Annotated in this window: 22 protein-coding genes; 18 read left to right on the forward strand and 4 right to left on the reverse strand. The window is 40.8% G+C overall.

Features of this window, described 5'->3' with window-relative positions:
- The first annotated feature begins 419 nt into the window (after positions 1-419).
- From AC1DU2_RS28715 to AC1DU2_RS28730, 4 genes are all read left to right on the forward strand, one after another.
- Positions 420-698, forward strand: a complete 279-nt coding sequence (locus AC1DU2_RS28715; protein ID WP_477388833.1) for a hypothetical protein — start codon at positions 420-422, stop codon at positions 696-698.
- Between the two features lie 142 nt (positions 699-840).
- Complete coding sequence (locus AC1DU2_RS28720; RefSeq protein WP_477388835.1) at positions 841-2,127, forward strand: TlpA family protein disulfide reductase; 1,287 nt, start codon at positions 841-843, stop codon at positions 2,125-2,127.
- A gap of 28 nt (positions 2,128-2,155) precedes the next feature.
- On the forward strand, positions 2,156-5,224 hold the full coding sequence (locus tag AC1DU2_RS28725; RefSeq protein WP_477388837.1) for a SusC/RagA family TonB-linked outer membrane protein: 3,069 nt from the start codon (positions 2,156-2,158) through the stop codon (positions 5,222-5,224).
- Between the two features lie 4 nt (positions 5,225-5,228).
- Positions 5,229-6,596, forward strand: coding sequence for a RagB/SusD family nutrient uptake outer membrane protein (locus tag AC1DU2_RS28730; protein ID WP_477388839.1), 1,368 nt, complete (start codon positions 5,229-5,231; stop codon positions 6,594-6,596).
- 37 nt (positions 6,597-6,633) lie between these two features.
- On the opposite strand, the gene AC1DU2_RS28735 is transcribed toward AC1DU2_RS28730, so the two are convergent.
- The 3 genes from AC1DU2_RS28735 to AC1DU2_RS28745 all read right to left on the reverse strand — a co-directional run bounded on the left by AC1DU2_RS28735 (position 6,634) and on the right by AC1DU2_RS28745 (position 8,223).
- Positions 6,634-6,957: a hypothetical protein gene (locus AC1DU2_RS28735; RefSeq protein ID WP_477388841.1), complete on the reverse strand. Its 324-nt coding sequence runs from the start codon at positions 6,955-6,957 to the stop codon at positions 6,634-6,636.
- Positions 6,958-7,092: 135 nt separating this feature from the next.
- On the reverse strand, positions 7,093-7,521 hold the full coding sequence (locus AC1DU2_RS28740; protein ID WP_477388843.1) for a MauE/DoxX family redox-associated membrane protein: 429 nt from the start codon (positions 7,519-7,521) through the stop codon (positions 7,093-7,095).
- A gap of 123 nt (positions 7,522-7,644) precedes the next feature.
- The gene (locus AC1DU2_RS28745) at positions 7,645-8,223 is read right to left on the reverse strand and encodes a Crp/Fnr family transcriptional regulator (RefSeq protein ID WP_477388845.1); all 579 of its coding nucleotides are present in this window, start codon (positions 8,221-8,223) and stop codon (positions 7,645-7,647) included.
- Between the two features lie 182 nt (positions 8,224-8,405).
- Here AC1DU2_RS28745 and AC1DU2_RS28750 point away from each other — a divergent pair, with 182 nt between their 5' ends.
- Both AC1DU2_RS28750 and AC1DU2_RS28755 read left to right on the forward strand, forming a co-directional pair.
- On the forward strand, positions 8,406-9,668 hold the full coding sequence (locus AC1DU2_RS28750; protein WP_477388847.1) for an aminotransferase class I/II-fold pyridoxal phosphate-dependent enzyme: 1,263 nt from the start codon (positions 8,406-8,408) through the stop codon (positions 9,666-9,668).
- Positions 9,669-9,746: 78 nt separating this feature from the next.
- Positions 9,747-10,925 carry a hypothetical protein gene (locus tag AC1DU2_RS28755; RefSeq protein WP_477388849.1) on the forward strand — a complete coding sequence of 393 codons (1,179 nt, stop codon included), beginning with the start codon at positions 9,747-9,749 and terminating at the stop codon, positions 10,923-10,925.
- On the opposite strand, the gene AC1DU2_RS28760 is transcribed toward AC1DU2_RS28755, so the two are convergent.
- Positions 10,922-11,155: a hypothetical protein gene (locus AC1DU2_RS28760; RefSeq protein WP_477388851.1), complete on the reverse strand. Its 234-nt coding sequence runs from the start codon at positions 11,153-11,155 to the stop codon at positions 10,922-10,924. The two genes, AC1DU2_RS28755 and AC1DU2_RS28760, sit on opposite strands and share 4 nt — an antisense overlap.
- 294 nt (positions 11,156-11,449) lie before the next feature.
- On the opposite strand from AC1DU2_RS28760, the gene AC1DU2_RS28765 reads away from it, so the two are divergent.
- From AC1DU2_RS28765 to AC1DU2_RS28820, 12 genes are all read left to right on the forward strand, one after another.
- Positions 11,450-11,734 carry a hypothetical protein gene (locus AC1DU2_RS28765; protein WP_477388853.1) on the forward strand — a complete coding sequence of 95 codons (285 nt, stop codon included), beginning with the start codon at positions 11,450-11,452 and terminating at the stop codon, positions 11,732-11,734.
- A 209-nt stretch (positions 11,735-11,943) separates the two neighbouring features.
- On the forward strand, positions 11,944-12,213 hold the full coding sequence (locus AC1DU2_RS28770) for a hypothetical protein (protein WP_310098405.1): 270 nt from the start codon (positions 11,944-11,946) through the stop codon (positions 12,211-12,213).
- 43 nt (positions 12,214-12,256) lie between these two features.
- Positions 12,257-13,195 carry a toprim domain-containing protein gene (locus AC1DU2_RS28775; RefSeq protein WP_477388856.1) on the forward strand — a complete coding sequence of 313 codons (939 nt, stop codon included), beginning with the start codon at positions 12,257-12,259 and terminating at the stop codon, positions 13,193-13,195.
- Positions 13,196-13,335: 140 nt separating this feature from the next.
- Positions 13,336-13,734, forward strand: a complete 399-nt coding sequence (locus AC1DU2_RS28780; protein ID WP_477388858.1) for a plasmid mobilization protein — start codon at positions 13,336-13,338, stop codon at positions 13,732-13,734.
- A gap of 297 nt (positions 13,735-14,031) precedes the next feature.
- Positions 14,032-14,982 (forward strand): relaxase/mobilization nuclease domain-containing protein, encoded by a 951-nt coding sequence (locus AC1DU2_RS28785; protein WP_477388860.1) that lies wholly within the window; start codon positions 14,032-14,034, stop codon positions 14,980-14,982.
- A gap of 11 nt (positions 14,983-14,993) precedes the next feature.
- Positions 14,994-15,635 carry a ParA family protein gene (locus AC1DU2_RS28790; RefSeq protein ID WP_477388862.1) on the forward strand — a complete coding sequence of 214 codons (642 nt, stop codon included), beginning with the start codon at positions 14,994-14,996 and terminating at the stop codon, positions 15,633-15,635.
- Positions 15,610-15,933: a hypothetical protein gene (locus AC1DU2_RS28795; RefSeq protein WP_477388864.1), complete on the forward strand. Its 324-nt coding sequence runs from the start codon at positions 15,610-15,612 to the stop codon at positions 15,931-15,933. Before AC1DU2_RS28790 ends, AC1DU2_RS28795 begins: the two co-directional genes overlap by 26 nt.
- A complete protein-coding gene (locus AC1DU2_RS28800; protein ID WP_477388866.1) occupies positions 15,930-16,211 on the forward strand; it encodes a hypothetical protein in 282 nt (93 codons plus the stop codon). The genes AC1DU2_RS28795 and AC1DU2_RS28800 overlap by 4 nt, the downstream gene beginning before the upstream one ends.
- Positions 16,208-16,501 (forward strand): DUF4134 family protein, encoded by a 294-nt coding sequence (locus AC1DU2_RS28805; protein WP_477388868.1) that lies wholly within the window; start codon positions 16,208-16,210, stop codon positions 16,499-16,501. The genes AC1DU2_RS28800 and AC1DU2_RS28805 overlap by 4 nt, the downstream gene beginning before the upstream one ends.
- A 144-nt stretch (positions 16,502-16,645) precedes the next feature.
- A complete protein-coding gene (locus AC1DU2_RS28810) occupies positions 16,646-16,951 on the forward strand; it encodes a DUF4134 domain-containing protein (protein WP_310098378.1) in 306 nt (101 codons plus the stop codon).
- Positions 16,952-17,239, forward strand: a complete 288-nt coding sequence (locus AC1DU2_RS28815; RefSeq protein ID WP_310098375.1) for a plasmid transfer protein — start codon at positions 16,952-16,954, stop codon at positions 17,237-17,239.
- Positions 17,217-19,631: a TraG family conjugative transposon ATPase gene (locus AC1DU2_RS28820; protein ID WP_477388871.1), complete on the forward strand. Its 2,415-nt coding sequence runs from the start codon at positions 17,217-17,219 to the stop codon at positions 19,629-19,631. Before AC1DU2_RS28815 ends, AC1DU2_RS28820 begins: the two co-directional genes overlap by 23 nt.

Below are 19,631 nucleotides of genomic sequence, written 5' to 3' on the forward strand. Positions count from 1 at the left end.
AACCTGTTCTATAAATTTTTGATCCCTGTACTGACTTCCCATTGACCAAAGGGAGATTAAAACAAACTTAAAAAGTAGGAAGAATTTTTCCTATTTTGGAAATTTGTGAGTATATTTGATAATTGAATAAAAGCTAAATAAACTCATAAGTGTTTGGTCACTTATGTTATTTTTGCGAATACTTCGAAAATATTGAAGCATTCGCTTTGAGTCTTGCTCCTGAAAATTCGCACTTTCAAACTGAGCACAAGATGAGAAGCCGGAATGCCCATGCTACAGGTATGGGCTCCCTTCTTGTTGTGCTTATAGGTAGTGCGAAACATCCTCAGGAGCGATAAGTTGGGAACCATGCCTGTAGTATTTTTACAGAACTCAATCTCTCTTGCAGACTCCTGATAATGAAAATATAATCATTAAACATGGACGCGAAAAATGCACTTCCTGAAATGCCTGAATTTAGTTCCTTAACTGAAATAATGGAGCGGTTTAATACCGTGCCTTATGATCAGTTCCAGCAGGAATTGAATGACTGGTTTACACGGAGCCTGGCCAAATCCCAGGGTGCAAATTCACTGCAAAATCTTGAAAACTCCGGCCTCGGAAACCTCCCAGCTTTAGTATCTGAAATTTACCATCGCGCTGAATTACAGCACGCATTGTCAGAAGCTAAAATCACTACTGGGAATGAAGAAAAGTAAGTTCAACGTATGGCAATTGGTCATCTGTCCACCAGAATGACCTCATGATAATGGCAACCCGGTCAGTTAATAGTTAAACACGGGTTGCCATTATCGAAGTGGTTAATTTTCTTATTTCTTCAAAATTTTCAATTAATATTTCATGAAAAAATCAACGATTTTAATCGTATTGGGATTGCTATGMCTTTTTTTCAAGGCTAATGCCCAATTTAAATATACTTCCGAGCCCTTAAAGATTGGCGATCCGGTACCGGATATTGTCATTCAAAATGTTGTCAATTATAAAACAAACCAGATTCGCCTTTCCGACTTTAAAGATAAACTGGTCATACTCGATTTTTGGGGCACTTATTGTCTGCCCTGTGTGGAGCACTTTCCGCTTATTCAAGCACTTCAAAATAAATTCCGCAAAGATGTTTTTTTTCTGCCTGTAGATATAGATTCTAAATTCGATTCTCCGTCGAGGATCATTAAATTTTTTAAGGCACGAAACAAGGTTTTTAACCTGCCGTCAGTAGTTCAGGATTCGGTACTAAGAACTATGTTCAATATTCAATATATGGGGAGGTATGTCTGGATACAAAATGGAATTGTCAAACAGATCACTGATGCGGAGGAAGTTAACGAGCAAAACATTGCAAAAATTATTAGAAGCGATGAGGTGCCGCTACGCCAAATAGTAAAAGTAGAAAATGATTACACTAAACCGTTGCTGGTCAATGGCAATGGCTCAACAGTGCCATTGTCATATTGTATGAGAAGTATGCTTTTTCGATATACGCCACAGTTAACCGGAGGAGGTTTTGATACAGATTCGATTGGAAATGTAACACGGATTTATGATTACAATACCACGGTCCTCAACTTGATCCAATTGGCCAATCCAGGTTACAACCATTTTTTTGGACGCATCAAAATGCAGACCAAACATGCTGATATGATACAGGAAAATCTGCAAACGGACTCTGCTCTGCGAAAGAATGCGTACGGTTATGAAGCTATTTTTCCTTCTGTTCCCAGGCATATAGCACTTCGATATGTTAAAGAAGATTTGGCGCGGTACTTTCCCTTTATTCTTGACAGCGCAAAAGTTATAGACACTTGCTGGGTGATAAAATCATCAAATAGAAATAGTCCAAAACTTAGTGATCAAAGCAAATCAGAAACAAATATTTACGAACAACTTGGATTGCCGGTTTACTTCCACAATCGGCCTTTATCCGAGTTAAGAAATGCGCTTGAAGCTTTATATAAAATACCGGTCTTAGATGAAACAGGCTACACTTCAAATGTTTGGCTGGATTTACCTGCTGATACATCAGATCCAGTTAAAGTCTCCAAAAGCCTTCAAAAGCAAGGCTTTTCGTTAACCAAAGAGTTGCGGCCAATTGAATTCCTGATCGTAAAGGATCGCGACAATATCAATTAAATAATTAACCTTAATTAAATAAATCAAAATGAAATTTATCATTTTGCTGTTCAGTTTGCTTTTTCCTTTAGTCAGTTTTTCTCAAACGATTACCGGAACAGTTAGCGACCCACAGCTAAAACCGCTCAGCGGAATTACCATAACCCAAAAGGGAACTCATCAGGCAACTGTGAGTGATGACAGAGGGCAATTTAAAATCAAGGTAGTTGGTGTTGAGCCAACTATAGTTTTCACCGCAACAAACCTTGAAACCCTTGAAGTCAAAGTTGAAAAGCAAACAGAGCTAAAAGTCATACTTTATCAAAAATTGACCGCGTTAGACGAAGTTCACGTAATCGCCTATGGAACTAATACACAACGCAATTCAGTTGGCGCAATTACAAAGATAACCAGTAACGAAATTCAGCAACAGCCTGTGGCTAACCCTTTGGCAGCATTGCAGGGCCGAGTTGCCGGATTGTCAATAACCGCATCAAGTGGTGTTCCTGGTTCCTCGTTTATTGTTCAGATCAGGGGGCAAAATACCTTAAATTCAAGCCTGGGAAGTTTGTCCCAAAAGGACCAGCCATTATTTATCATAGATGGGGTGCCAGTGGCTGCTCAAAATGATAATATCAATCAATTTTCTTCTGCGAACTCGCCAGGCCAGGGTTCCTATTATGGAAATCCTTACGGTGGAATTAGTCCATTCAACAGCATTAACCCTGCCGATATTGAAAGTATCGAAGTTTTAAAGGATGCGGATGCTACCGCAATTTATGGTTCCCGGGGAGGAAATGGCGTCATTTTGATAACGACAAAAAAAGGAAAAGCCGGAAAAACGGGTTTTGATATGACCGTCGATAATGGTATTAGCGTGATCGGGCATACTATGCCTATGATGAATACGCAGCAATATCTCAGTATGCGCCGTGAAGCATTTTCGAACGATCATATAACTCCTAATAATATATTATATGATCCGGGATATGCTCCCGACCTTACGGTTTTTGATCAATCAAAATATACTGATTGGAAAAATTACTTTATCGGAAATACAGCGCATCATTTAAATACGAATGCTGCCATATCGGGTGGTTCCGACCATACGCAGTTTCGTTTAGCTGCGGGATTTAATCGTGATACCTATATTTTTCCCGGTGATTACGGTGATAACCGGTTCAGTTTTTCTTCAAACCTCCATCACAGCTCCATTGATAAAAAATTTACTCTTGATTTTACATCCTCCTATTCCTATGATAGGAACAATTCTTCGGCAAGCCCAAATTTGCTGACAGCTTTTTCTTTAGAACCGAATTATCCAAATCCGGTAGATAAGTTGGGTAATTTGATTTGGGATTACAATAATGTTCCTTTAGACGGTTCTTATGCTGCATTTAACCCTTATACTTCATTTAAGGCTCCATATAGTGTCAACACTAATTCCTTGAATGCAAATCTCAATTTATCCTACAACATTTTAAGAGGACTGACAATTCGAGCAAACAACGGTTATAGTTCACTGGAATCTACAGAGTTTTCCGCATCACCCAAGTCAAGCCAAAACCCGGCATATAGCCCGGTAGCAACCGCATTGTTCGGAAATAATAATATCAAAACCTGGATAATAGAGCCTCAGATTGAATATAAAAACAGCTTTAAAAAGATGTTATACTCATTATTGGTCGGTGGAACTTACCAGCAACGAACAAACAATACTAATCAAATACAAGGTTCCGGGTATATTAATGATGAACTCATTCATTCCATTTCGGGTGCACCTACCCAAACCGCGTCTGACGCCACATTAATTTATAAATATACAGCGGTATTTGCCCGTCTAAATACAAGATGGGACGGAAAGTATATTCTCGACATTAACGCGCGTCGCGACGGATCAAGCCGTTTTGGCTCGGACAAACAGTTTGGAGATTTTGGATCTGTTGGAGCAGGCTGGATATTTAGTGAGGAAAGCTTCATAAAGGATAAGTTTTCTGCTTTTAGCTATGGTAAACTTCGATCAAGCTACGGCATAACCGGTAGTGACGGAATCGGAGATTATAATTTTATATCCCGGTATGCGCCTACGTTCTATAATTACGGCGGAATTTTAGGATACCTGCCACAAAATTTGGCCAATGACCAATTTGGGTGGGCAACGACGAAAAAACTGGAAGTTGCGTTAGAATTGGGCTTTTGGCAGGATAGATTTTTGTTGACCACCAGTTGGTACAGAAATCGTTCGGGTAATCAGTTGATCATGTATCTTCTGCCTGACCAAACCGGTTTTTCGAGTGTAATCGAAAATTCTCCTGCACTGGTTCAGAATTCAGGCTGGGAATTTTCAGTTCAGGCGAAAATTTTGAGTCAAAAGGATTTTTCATGGAATGCATCCTTTAATGCATCTATCCCCAGAAACAAATTATTGGCCTTTCCTAATCTTTCAACCTCAAGCTATGCGACGACATATTTATTGGGACGCTCAATTAATGAGAAAATCGGCTTTAAATCAGCGGGCGTAAATTCGACTACAGGACTATTTCAGTTTTATAACAAAAACGGTGAGATTACCAATGCGCCACAAGAGGCATCAGGAAGTGATTTAAACGATTATCAGGATTTAGGCAACCTTGACCCTAAATTTTATGGTGGCTTTTCGAATAATCTCAATTATAAGAACTTCCAGTTAAGCGTCTTTTTTGAATTTAAAAAACAGTTGGGTACTAATTACTTCGGCCAGCTTTATGGAACACCAGGTGTAGAGGCAAACCAACCTGCAGCACTTATTGATGCACATTGGAAAGCACCCGGTGATCAAGCCGCTTTTCAAAAATACGCTTCTCAGTATGGAGACGCAGCTGTTGCGTTGACAAGCTTCCGGCATTCAGATGGAATTTACAGTGATGCATCCTATTTAAGACTAAAGACTGTATCGCTGTCTTATCTTTTACCTAAAAGTGTTCTGTCAAAACTTAACGCCTCGGCTATCAGAGTTTATGTAAATGCGCAGAATCTCTTTACCGTCACCCGGTATAAGGGGAACGACCCTGAAACACAAAATTTCTACGGTATACCTACATTAAGAACAATTACCGGCGGTCTCCAACTTAACTTTTAAAGACATGAAAATAAAAATAACCTTAGTCGTTTTTGCGGCAATATTAGTAAATGCATTGTTCTCCTGTAAGAAATCCATTGAGGTCGGTCCGCCAAAAAATCAGTTAGAAAAAACAAAGGTTTTTACTGACAGTGTTGGCGCCAATAGCGCAATCGTTGGTATCTACGTTGATATGATGCAAAATTTCGGTTTTTCATTTACATCGGGCGGGCTTACTGCTTATCCTGGTCTTTCGGCGGATGAACTCTCTCAAACTTCGAATGACCCCGACCTTAGCCAATTTTATAGCAATCAAATAAATATTCGTAATAGTTTCAATCAGGTGCTTTGGAACTCGGCTTACAAGTTCATATATGATGCTAACGCCTGCATTGAAGGTATAAGTGAAAGTCCAGGAATTTCCACGTCAGCGAAACAAAAGCTTACGGGAGAAGCAAGGCAAATCAGAGCATTTATTCTATTTTATCTTACAAATTTATACGGCCCAGTTCCGGTTGTGAGCACTACGGATTATCGTATATCTCAAACCCAAGGGCGAGCATCGGTAGATTCCATCTATTCTCAAATTACAAGTGACCTGACTTATGCTCAGGCGAATTTGCCGAAAAGCAGTACCGCAGAACGAGCAAGCTACTATTCCGCTACAGCGCTACTTGCAAAAGTTCAGTTATACCGGAAGAATTACAAGGCGGCGGAAAATAACGCCAGTATTGTAATTAATTCAGGCCTTTATAAATTAGAGGATAATCTTGGCGATGTGTTTTTAGCTAACAGCAAGGAGGCTATTTGGAAGTTTTTACCAGTTTTTCCCGGCATGGAAACTTGGGAAGGATATAATTTCGTACCATCAGATCCTAATGCCGCGCCTAAGTACGTACTGAGTAATTCTTTATATAATTCCTTTGAACCTGGGGATTTAAGAAAATTAAATTGGATAAGTAGTAGTTCGGTTAATGGAATAAGCTATCCATACCCTTTTAAATACAAAGCTGGTACAACAAACGGCGTGGCTACGGAAAATTATCTTGCTATAAGATTGGGAGAGCTTTATTTAATACGGGCTGAATCGAGAGCAAATTTAAGTGACTTAACCGGTTCCATAGCCGACATCGATTTGATAAGAACCAGATCCGGGTTAGCAAATACGCCAGCCACTGATAAGGTTTCCTTACTTTTGGCCCTGGAAAAAGAACGGCGATCAGAAATGTTTTGTGAATGGGGTAACAGGTGGTTTGACCTGCAGCGAACAAATCGTGTCGATGCGGTTTTGCAACCTTCAAAAGCGAATTGGACTCATAATGATATTTTATATCCAATTCCTGACGCGGAAATAAAAAGTAACCCTGCTTTGAATCAAAATGCAGGATATTAAAACGAAGGCTGTCTAAAACGACAGCCTTCTTCATTGATCAGGGCTTCCTTAATGGTGTGGACTGTGGTACCTGCATATCATTGATAAGCTGGTTACTTGAATTAACCTGGCTTGATGAAAATCCAGATACGCACTGGTGTGCCGTTCCATTGCAGTTACCCGGATTTGGCGCTGTTGTACCTTCGCCCAAATAAGTAGCCACTGATCTTTGAACCGGATCACCAGGGTTTAAATTGGTTGCAGAAATACTAAACCATTTATAACTGGTAAATTTTCCAGAGGCTTTAGTTGCTGGAACGGTAAAAGCACTTGCAGCTAATGCGATAGCAATCGCTGCGAAACCTAAAATTTTTCTTTTCATATTGATGTCTGACTTTATAAATCAAAAGCAGCGAAAACTTTAATTATAAAAAATATTTCAGTGACTAAGGCTTTTCGGAACCATATCCCGTGCTCATCAATTCTCTTGAATATTTTAAGCAAAATTGAATTTGATTTACTTGCCTATAAACCTCCTTTCTTTTTGATCTGTGTATATTCCGTATATGCTTAGTGAAAGGAATATTAAGTTGAAGATAAAATGCTGCGGCCAGCCTAGATTTCCTATTATACCACCACAGGAGCATGGAATGCTTCCAAAAGTCCCGGTTATTGCCAAGCCCACATAAATAGTGAACGACAACATCAGAAATGTTGAAGTGTAAAAACCGATAGCCTTGGTTTTTTTAAACAGCAAAAACGTAACTGTTACTATTTCTGATAGGGGAACCAAATAAATTAAATAAACACCGGACCATTTTGGAACTGGCTGCACCAGCATTTGTGTTCGGAATGAGTGAAAGTTCATCAGCTTACCTGCGGCAGCGTAGCTGAACATCAGGATCAAAAAGAATGATATAAGATCAGGTAAATCAGAGCGTTTCATCGTCGGTAAATTGTACGATAAAGCTCGATACTCCTAAAAAAAATGGCGATGATATTGATTACAATTTATCAATACCATTGCTACAACTTTTTTGGAAGTTTAGATTTTTTTTAGTGATAATCGTCACATCTGGGATTGCTGTTTGCCCATGAGCCGGGCGAGAGTTTCCCTTGACATATTAAGGTATGAGGCAATAAATTTCGCAGGGCTTTTTTGAAAGATAGTGAGGTTATGTTCAAGTAAACGATGATAGCGTTTATTGGCCGGAAGCGCCAAAATTTTCTGCCGCTCGTATTCTTCATTGCGGTTTTTTAAAAGCGCGAATCTGATAAGAACAGAGGTTTCAGGGAATACCTTTTGCAGATCGTTCAAGTCGTTATAATTGAGTGCGATGGCATCCGATGTATCCATAAATTCAGTATAATAAAAGGATGGTACTTTGTAATAGCCCTCGTGGGAGAATATCAGATCTCCTGGGGAGTAGAATCTGACAGTGTGCTGGAACCCCTTACGGTCATAATAATAGCTACGAGCAAAGCCCGTCTCCACCAAATAGAGATTTGTTTCTATTTGACCGGCCGCATGGATAATCTGTTTGCTCTTGTATATTCCTACGTGTAGTTTTTTTTCTAATGCTGTTTTAAACTCTTCAGAAAAATCGCCTGCATTATCGAGTACCTGAGTGACGGTGTAATTTAACATGGTTATTAACTTATTAATCTTTCAAAAAATCCTCTGAAATCCTCCTGATAGCCAAAATTATGGGGCAAAAATTCTAAAGTTGGGACATGCCAAAGAAATGTTAACTAATTGTTAAAGAATTAACTTCATGTCCCATTTTTTGAGAAAACCGAGACCTATTTTTATTGCCTAACCTCATGACTATGAAAATAAATTTCCAAAATGCAAGCTTCAAGGACTTTGAAAATGTCCCTGGCCAAGGCCTCTACACCACAGTAACCGAGTTTCACGAGTATCTCGATTTCCTGAGAAACAACGGTCATCTCAATTATCGAATCGAATCTATATCGCCGGTTGGTCCGGAAATGGATTTATTGTTACCTGGAGATACGGAAACTACGAGGTCTGTCTGTCTTGTTTCCAATGATTACCTCGGGTTTAGTCAGCATCCAAAAATCAAAGCAGCTGTAATTGATGGGATCAGTAGGTTTGGTACCGGCTCCGGCGCATCGCCGGCCATTGGTGGCCATTTTATTTACCATAAAATGCTGGAAGAAAAAATTGCGGCGTTTTACCGGAAAAAAGAAGCCATCCTATATACCACCGGCTATACAGCCAACAGCGCAACCTTACAATGCCTTTTACATAAAGAAGATTTGATCATTTTAGATATGGCGGTCCACGCCAGTGTTTATGAAGGTGCGCTCAACACCAATGTCAAAACTTTCCTGCATAACAATCTTGAAATGTTGGAACTGGTATTGAAAAACACGCATGACAAGTATCGTACACGGATGGTCGTCATTGATGGTGTTTATAGCCAAGACGGTGATCTCGCCCCAATTGGCGCGATTGCAGATCTTACTCATAAATATGGCGGCTATTTGGTGGTTGATGATGCACATGGAATTGGCGTGATGGGCAAAACCGGGCGCGGTGTAATCGAATTGGATAATGCTTTCGATAAAGTTGATATCATCACGGGTACTTTTAGTAAAGCACTGGGCAATATCGGCGGCTATGTACTTGGTGAACCGAACCTGATCGAGTATTTGAAATATCAATCGAAACAACATTTGTTTTCAACCACAGCTACACCGGCCATTTTTGGAATATTACGGGCCATTGAATTAGTGGATGAAGAGCCTGAATGGCGCTCAAAACTGTGGGCGAACATTAACTTTTTAAAGAACAATTTAATCTCTGCCGGTTTTGATGTAGGAACCACAGCATCGGCGGTTATCCCGGTCAAAATTGGTGATATTCCTAAAACACTGGAAGCCGGTCGCCTACTACTCAAAGCCGGGGTTTATACTAATCCTATCATGTATCCTGCCGTATCGAAAAAGAATGCACGGATCAGGATGAATGTGATGGCCACTCATACTTTTGAACAGCTTGGCAAAGTCCTGGAAGCTTTTAAGCAAATAGACCAAATATTAAAAATATCAAATAACCATAAATAGTGATCATAAACATCAGGCATTATCACCTTATCATCATTAATCTTTTTATGTACCTCATGGAACAACGATATATTCTATATGAAAAACGTCTCCGTTCAACTTCAACAATTCGTAAAAGAATCGCTGCATCCGAACAATATCGCCGGACAATCCTTGACTGACGGCGAGTTCGACAAATGGAAAACTTTCCTTGTCACAGCTATTAAAGAACTTTCTGATCATAATCTTAAATCCGTTTTCGTATCGGATGAAAAAAAAACGAATACTACCGCGCTCATAATTTATATCACTGATCTGAGCGATACCATTAGTGCATATCTGACACGGTATGCAAAAGTATGGCAAAGAAATCCGAGAGCAGCCCGCATAAGACAAAGTTATTTGTCGACCTGCGGGTTGTTTGAAGACTTTCTTGATATACTGGCGAAAAGGTTTCCTAAAATTGCCGGCCAAATCGCTTTTAGCCGCTATGCTATTTTTCGGATTAAACAGGAATTAAGGTTGTTGGCCGCAACCGCTTCCCTCCACTTACAGCGTCAGGAAATAGAATCAAATATTGTTGCAATGCTCACTAAAGGCCTTAACCATATTATTAATCGAAGAGTTTTAAAGAGAGCGGACGATAACTATGTCCGTAAACTTGTGGAGGCATTGGTTAAAAAGAAGTTTACGGATTCTGCACATGTTATAGATTTTCTAATCATCAACGATTTTAACCTTCCCGATTTCTTCCTTTTTTGCCTGGAACTATGGAATGAACGAATTTCTGAACAGAGTGGCCTGATCGAACAAAAGGAAAAATTATTGGATTTAAAAAGTCACCTATACGAATTGTCTGTTAATTCAGGCCTGAAAAGCCCCTGGGAGAAACACAAACTATATAATGAACTCAATAAATTTCTATCGGAGAAGTATTTCCTGGTCAAGGAAAGATTGAAAATTAGTGTTCAATTAACGAATGATGACCGTTACCAACGTAGTGGAAAACGGATGCTGGTCAATCTATCGGTAGCGCAATTTGGGCTGTTTCTACGTTTGCTGGTAGAAAAGGGTGTTTTGGCAAAGGAGCATATTGGGGAGCTTTTCTCTTTTTTTGCCGGACATTTTTATACACCGAATACAGATTTTATTTCAGCGGAAAGCCTTCAGAAGAAATCGAGCGTAGTAGAGCATGCAACGGCTCAAAAATTAAAGGCCATATTGATCAGTATGCTCAACTGGCTAAATACTAATTACAATCTCTCCAATTATAATTAAGCTTCCAATGTGCGCTTTTGAAATTCGTTCAGAAGGCCATGGTTCTTCAGCATGGTCAACATTTCCGCATACCACATATAATTAAAGTCCCTATGGGCCTTTAATTTCGCCAGGTTAACAGACATCAGATCGCCAAGATTAAACAAACCCAATTTTTCGGCGCGCTCAGTGAACTCACCAGCCATACCTAGTTTCAGGAATGTAAATTTAAGCTTTGCGTTTTCTAACATAATTAAAATGCTTGCTTTTATAGCGTATGCCAAATTTGCGGCTTTTGCGGCAAATTTGAAAGTGAATGTTTAACAGAATTCGATCTCAATCAACAATCTTTTCACTTTTTCTTAAAAGATCTTGCCTCAGTCTAATTTACTTCCCATCTCATTGTCTATTTCGTATTTACTTGAATAACAGTAAAATACAAAATCAGTTCTTGTATTTTGATTGCTGCTTTTGAAAGGGGGTGAAAGGATTCTTTCACCCCCTTTCACTGTTTTAGCGTGCCCCTAAAGCCGTGCTTTGGCTTCATGAAAATCGAGGATTTATCTCTGTTAATGCTAAACGCGGTTAATACCGGCGTGGCGAATGCAATTGCCGAAAGCAGGGCTATCAGCCCTTTGATCAGCAAGGCAGATGCCTACCGTATTTACGGCCGAAGCAATGTTGACCGCTGGTTAACAGAGCATTTGATTTCTCATTTGACTGTGCCCGGAATAAGTTCCAAAAAATTTCTTGACAGAACTAAGCTGGACAGCGTTGCCGCTGCCAGTAACAGGCACACCTATTTGCCAGTGGCAGATAGAAAGCTATAAGCGCTTGGCTTATAACGCTCTTTGACGTACAGGGATGAAACATTATCCTGCCATAAGCAGGAAATTTTGCGAAGGTGAGATTGAAAGCATATCAATAACTGAAAGCGCAAAGGCAGGCGAAGGCCCGTATCGTAGGATGCGACGTTAGTAATCCCGAAAATATCTACCGGCAGAAATGAATTACCGGGGTCGTTACCCGCTGCCGGTACATGGAAATTAATCCTTTTCAACTCAAACTAATCACGGAAGCTGCCGCCCAACTCGGCGCACTCTCCGCATTGATCAAAACGGGAAAGGTGAAACCTTACCTCAATAAAAGTGAAGCTTTTAAGGCTTTTGGCCGCGCGACAGTGGAAAATTGGGTCAGAGATGGTCTGATCATAGTCAGAAAGGATGGTGATCATTCAGCTGCTTGGCGAATAGACCGATTTGAAATTGAATTGCTCGCAAAGTCTATCGTCATTTCTAAGCTAACCTGAGTCCGGGCCCTCCCCCAGTATTAACCATTTAACTTTTTAAAAAATGTCAGTATTACTTACAGCAAAAGAGTTGAAAGATCAGGCATCCCTTGTCGATTTTTTAGCGCGCCTTGGTCATCAGCCTATTAAAAAATATGGGCGAGAAAAAATGTATATCAGTATTCTGCGAGAAAACGACACTAAACCGTCGCTCAGCGTTAATGATGAATTAGGGGTCTGGTTTGATCACGGTACTCGCAAAGGCGGGAATATTGTCGATCTCGGCCTGGCCATATGGGCGCATTTATCTTTTGGCGAGGTGATTCAAAAGATACAGGATGTTTGCAATATATCCTCAATTGAGAAAAAGCCATTGCGCCCCCGTATATCTGTTAAGGTTCCAAATTACATTGTAGTCGAAACAAAGGAGATCGGGACACATCCTGCCATTACAGAATATCTTAAGAGACGTCAGGTTTTTGAACAGGCGAAAGAAACACTTCATGAAGTATACTACTTTGTGCAGGATCATAAAGGTGAACGAAAAAACTTTTATGCCGCCGGTTGGAAAAACGAAAAAGACTCCTGGGAAGTTCGGAACAAATACTTCAAGGGATGCCTTGGACATAAAGCAATAAGTTTTATACAAGGGCATTCAAAAAGAGCCGTGGTATTCGAGGGATTTATAAATTACCTCAGCTGGAAAACGGAAAATGCAATTTCGGATCATAGTGTTATAGTTTTAAATACCATTGCTTTATTGGCTGAGGGAATTGAAAAGGCAAAATCGTTTTCATCCCTTGATATTTATTTCGACCGAGATCAATCAGGTTTGACTGCTTCCAAAGAATTTATCTCAGCGCTACCTTATGCCAGTGACCGGTCCCTCACTTTTGAAGGATTTAACGATTATAATGATAAACTGGTTGCCGCCACTAAAATTCAGGAACCGAAAATTGGCGAAGTTATTATTCCCCAATCCGGAGTTTTACATCGCCGTTAGGCTGCTAAATTCGGAATTAGATATCCGGGAAAATCTTTGATTTTCCTACGGCAAGATGTCTTTTTGTCCGACAAAAAGGATCTTGCCCTCCGGGGGGATTTTGAAAACTTCGCAACTCGTTTTTTTATGGAGGATTAGCAATGGCAAAGGGCAGGCCCCAATTGGAGAGCGGAAAACGAATCAAAAAGATTGATACGAGATTCACAGAGGATGAATACAATCTTATCGTCTCCCTGGAGCAAACATTGGGCATCAGCAAAACTGAGTTATTGAGAAGAAGGGTATTAAACAATGCGGGTACAACTATCATAAACGCAAAAGAGCTAATCATAAGCCTGGATAACATCTTCGCGGAAATGGGCAGAGTTGGAAATAATGTAAACCAGTTAGCAAAACATGCTAATACGTTAAAATTAAAAGGTGCTATGTCGCCGCTAATAATTCAACAATTCGATGCCCATTTTTTAAAATACCTACAATTACAACAACAACTCGAAATTAGTTTACGCAAAGTGATCAGGCTCGTCGGAAAAACATAACTCTTTGTTGGTTATACAGATCTGGAGATATGCTGTTCTGCTATTAAGCTATCTGGATAGCCTGTTGTATTGATCTATAGCTATTTAGTTACTCAGTTATATAGCTCGCCGGATAGTCTGGTATAAGGCTTCAATGATATGCTGGTATATCGTTATAAAGCTCATCGGCTGTAAAGTTATTCAGCAACAAGGTTATAACGATCCATAGCTATTTAGTAACCCCGATACAGGGTTATTCGGAAATAAGGTTATACAGAAATACAGCGCCTCTGCTACACAGATCCTTAGTTATATTTTATGATCGTCAAAATTCTTTCCTCATCGGCTAAGTTCAGCGGCGTGGTTTACAACACCAATAAAATTGACCGGAATAAAGGCGATCTGATGCGGGTAGCCAATTTCGGTTCATTGGAAGGTCTAAGCCGGTTACGGCCGCAGGATTACATTAATTACCTGCAAATGGTTGCTTCACAAAACACACGCATAAAAAAACCGCAGTTTCACGCGGTTCTCTCCGCAAGAGGCAGAAATTATTCAAGTAAGGAACTCACTGCAATTGCAGTAGCATGGCTTGATAAAATGGGTTACGGTAAGCAGCCCTACCTGATCGTTTATCATAAAGACACCGATAATAACCACGTTCATATCGTTTCTGTAAGGGTTGATAAGCAAGGCAAAAAAATAAACAGTGCTTATGAAAAGCTTCGCGCCATCGGTAATCTTAAAGAAGTACTGGGCATTGACAAAGCCTTAACCTATAGGTTTAGCACCCGAGCACAGTTTTTAATGATTATGGAAAGCCTCGGCTTGCCGGGTAAGGATGTAGATGAAAAAGTAATCAACGACAAGATCAATAACTATGAGCGGCCGGTATCACGTATCGCTGAACTGCGCGAATTATTCAGGCAATTCAAACATCGCCAGGATTTTAAAGAGTTTTTGTCCGATTTCTATCAGGTTGAAATCTTATTTCATTCGGCTGAAGGCAAGCAGCCCTATGGTTATTCCATCATTGACCACGACAGGAAAATGGTTTTTAAGGGTAGTGAAGTACTACCGTTAAAAGAACTATTAGCTGAAAATGGGGAATCATTTTTAGTTATACCCCAGAAAGCTGAGTTCGAAGATGAGCATAGCGCAGTTGCATCAATGATTCGCCCGGTATGGATAGCAGATGATGTGGATGACCAGCAAATACATGGCATGCGCCGCAGGCGACAAAAGAAAGCAAGAACCAACACCCGTTAAATTATAAAATCATGACCATAATTATTGGAAACCAAAAAGGAGGCGCGGGTAAAAGTACCATGACCCTCGTGCTCGCCAACTATCTCACATCGGCAAAAAAATGTCCGGTAACTGTGATCGATATGGATTATCAGCAGTCCATTTCCCAAAAATATGAGAAGGCTAAAATACTGGAAAATAAAGAGCCTTATGAGGTTCTTTCAGCGACCCTGGAAACTTTCCCTGTACTGAAAGAGGTGCTTATGAAAAACAACAAGGATGTCGTGCTGATTGATCTTCCGGGTAAACTTGATGATGATGGCTTGCTCGCCGTATTTAATGCTGCTGATCTTTTTATATGCCCGTTCGCTTACGATGAGTTCACATTTGAATCAACCATGTTATTTACGGTGGTTCTGCGAAAGGTAAATCCCAAGATTAAAATGGTGTTTATTCCTAACAGGATAAAAGCCAATGCCAAATTCGAGATCATGCAGGAAGTTAATGCACAGCTTTCCAAGTTCGGAGTAATTACCGATGTGCTACCGGACCGCATCGATTTTCAGCGCACAAACACCTTCCAAACTCCAATTTCCTTATACCCGGTAATTATCCCCGTTTTTGAAAAAATTTATGCTGATCATTTATATGGAAAACATGAAATCGCTGGCTGACCAGCTGAGGCAGGAACTAACCAGGCCCACCGATAAACAAGTCAAAAAGCAACGCAAAGCAGAAAAAAAGTTTGAAGCTGCTATACTCGATGCCATTCTCGCATTTGACACAAGCCTTAACAAAAGTATGGTGCATGTCCGTTTTGACGAAAAAACCGTGCGGACAATGAATCAATTTAAGATGGCTACAAGTGTGGATGTTTCCAAATTGGTAGCCTTTGCAGTCAAACATTTGCTTGATACCCAACCCGAAATAAAAACAATAATTAAACACTTTATTCAAAACAATGATTTATGAACTGGTTTAAATTTATCCTATGGCTTGGCGGATTATACTCCGTCTATTATTTAATTCTTATTGCGTGGGATCACCTGCGAAATCGACGAATTAACGATAACAATGATACCACTGAATTGTCCTTTAGCGAACAGGTTAACGCGGTCGCGCTTACACCTGAATTAACAAGCGCCGACATCGCTTCTCCAATATACGCAAGCGGCGGCGTATCTCTTAAAAACATGTTTAATCTTTGCCGTGATGAAGCGGTAGAGTATATTAAGCAAGTTAGTTATTGAGGAAAACCCTCCTAATTCTGGCTTGTTGCTTCGCCGCCTGTTCAGTTTCCGCCCAGCCGGGAATTGCTGAAATGCAACAGGCACAACAGGATTTAAAATCTACATTCTTTTCAGCTTTTGATTTATCGCTGATCGTTGCCGGACTCTTTGGCATCATCGGCGGGTTACGCATTTACAAAAATGCGCAAATGGGTAAGGACAGATTCACTGCGGATGTCGCCGCGTGGTTCTTTGCCGCCCTCTTTATGACGCTTGCGGGGGTATTTCTCCGTGCCATCTTCGGCATTTAACCGCAATCGTAACCCTTTTCATCCATTCTCCATTGGGTGTATCGTTCAGGGCGTATATCGTGATCTAAACGCCTGTTAGCATACCCAGCCATTTTCTCCATCTGGCTTTAAAAGATCTCCGCTTCGATTTTTTTCTCCTTTTTAATGTTTAACAAAACAAAAAAACTATGGGCATCAGCCGTGCTGATCGCTCTGTCCGTGCCTGTATTCGCACAAAGTGGTGTAAATGGTTTAAACACCGCCACCTCAACACTCAAAACCTATGTTGCACCGGTAACTAACATTACGCTCGTCATTGGTGGTATTGTCGGTATCGTTGGTGCTATCCGCGTCTATTCAAAATGGAACAGCGGAGACCAAGATATCAACAAGGAATTGATGGGTTGGGGCGGTTCATGCGTCTTCCTGGTTGTTTCAGCATTGGTCATCAAAGCTTTCTTCGGATTGTAAATGGCCAGGAAATTCGCTGTTTATAAGGGGCTGCAGAAGCCCCTTATTTTCAAAGGCTTTAAAGGCAAGTTTATCTATTGGGGCCTAGCCTCATTACTTACCGGGCTTGTTGCCGGCGCATTGGTTATGTCCCTGATCAATATGTGGCTTGGCGCATTTGTACTTATCGGCTGTATAGTCGGCGGTCTGCTCTACACCGCCTCCAGGCAAAAAGGTGGCCTTCACGCCAAAAGCCGAAACACCAACATTTTAATCCTTAATCATTATGTCCGCAAAAAGCTTGTTTAACATCCCGTACGCGGGAATTAATAAGGAAGGCGATTATGATTTGCTCATTGGACTAACGGGTGAATATTCTATTGTTATTGAGATTAATAACCCGGTTACCCGTTATTCAGCCGACCCTTCAGGTTATGAAGAATATCACCATCTGCTGATCAATATCGTCAAAATTCTGGGCGAGGGCCATTTACTTCAAAAGCATGACATTATCAGCAGGTACGCATATCGTGCTAAAGAATCCGAAGAATATTTGCAGCGTCATTATAACGCGCATTTTGAAAACCGTGAATGCCTTCGCATTTCAACCTACCTGACCATCACCAAACAGGTTAAAAAAGGGGCTTTTTACACTTACGATGCTAAGGGCCTTCAGGACTTTATGCAAGCGGTAGGAAAAGTGCTTGACGTTTTACCGTCCGGTAAGGTAATGAACGAGGCTGCCATTAACCAGTTGGTCCTGCAAATACTTAGCATGGACTTTAAAAGCAGGTCGATCAGTCTTAATAACCTGTCTCCCACAGAAACTGAAGTTAATCTTGGAGAACGCGCAGTTCGTTCCATCAGCCTGATAAATATTGATAGCATTGATCTTCCGCCTGAAGTTTCGACACATATAGAACTCAATGACAAAGAAAGTACGCGTGGATTTCCTATCGATTTCCTGTCTTTCCTTTTCAAGGTTCCTGGTTGTGATGCCGTGGTTTACAACCAGGTCATCGAGATTCCCAATCAGGTAATGACCCTTCGGAAACTGGAGCAAAAAAAGAAGCGACATGCCGGTATTCCTGACCCCGCTAATCAACTTTGCGTTGAGGATATAGATCTTCTGCTAACCGATGTTGCCAGGGAAAACCAATTACTGGTAAATGCACATTTCAATATTCTAATCTGTGCAGACAAAGGAACCTTGCCAAAGGCAGCCAATTTCGTGGAAAGCTCGTTATTTCAGTTAGGGATTATCCCCAGCAAGAATGCCTATAACCAATTAGAGCTTTTTCGCACAGCATTGCCGGGTAATGGCGGCGAATTAAAGATCTATGACTGGTTCCTGACTACTTGTGACGCAGCCATGTGCTTCTTTTTTAAAGAGTCCCTGCCAAAGGATGAGCCTTCCGATTTTCTATTGCGCTTTACCGACAGGCAGGGCATTCCGATAGGAATAGATCCCGCTGATTTGCCAATGAGGACTGGCCGCATTAATAACCGTAACAAATTTGTATTAGGCCCCAGCGGTTCAGGAAAAAGCTTCTTTATGAATGCCCTGATCGAACAATACATGCTTTATAACATGGATGTGGTAATCGTGGATACGGGTCATTCCTATTCGGGCTTATGTGCTTATTACAATGGCAAATACATCACCTATACGGATAAGTCACCCATAACGATGAACCCTTTCAAAATGACAGAAGGGGAATATAACATCGAAAAAAAAGATTTCCTGTGTACGCTGATTGGCGTTGCCTGGAAGGGAGCCGAAGGGACACTCGCTCCGGTTGAGCGTGATGTGATTTCCAATGTCATCTCGGCTTATTACGCGGCAAATTTCCCTATAAACGGGGAGTTAAGATTTGATACCTTCTATGATTTTGCACTTCAGAAAATTCCGGAAATCAAGCAGGAAGAAAAGATCGTTTTTGATTTCGACGAGTTTCGCTACGTCCTGAAGAAGTTCTATAAAGGGGGTGAATTTGCCACCATGCTCAATAAGGAAACAGATAAAAGTCTTTTCACCGAGCGCTTCATAGTCTATGAAATTGACGCGATTAAAGAGCATAAAATTTTATTTCCACTCGTTACGCTCTCGATAATGGACGTATTCATCCAAAAGATGCGCTACCGTTCCGATCGCAGAAAAGCCCTTATTGTTGAGGAGGCCTGGAAGGCGATTGCCAGCCCGCTTATGGCTGGATATTTACTTTATCTGTATAAAACCGTTCGCAAGTTTTGGGGTGAAGCTATCGTGGTTACCCAGGAACTCGGTGATATCATCGGCAATAGCATAGTTAAAGATAGTATCATCAATAATTCTGATACCGTCTGCTTGCTGGATCAAACCAAGTTTCGTGACAACTATAATGAAATAGCCGCATTACTGGCCGTCAGCGAAACTGAGCGCCGGAAAATTTTCACCATTAACCAACTCGACAACTCAGAGAACCGGGGGCGATTTAAAGAAGTTTATATACGTCGTGGTGCAACCGGTGAGGTGTATGGCGTGGAGGTTTCCTTGCATCAATATTTAACCTACACTACAGAAAAACCTGAAAAATCAGCCGTGGAAAAATACATCGGGATGTTTGGCAGCTATTCCGATGGCCTTGACGCATTTGTAGCCGATTTTCAAACAAGCGGCAAATCCCTGTCCGCATTTATTACCCAAGTAAATCAATCTTAA

The sequence above is a fragment of the Mucilaginibacter sp. P4_C11 genome (genome assembly GCF_056402115.1).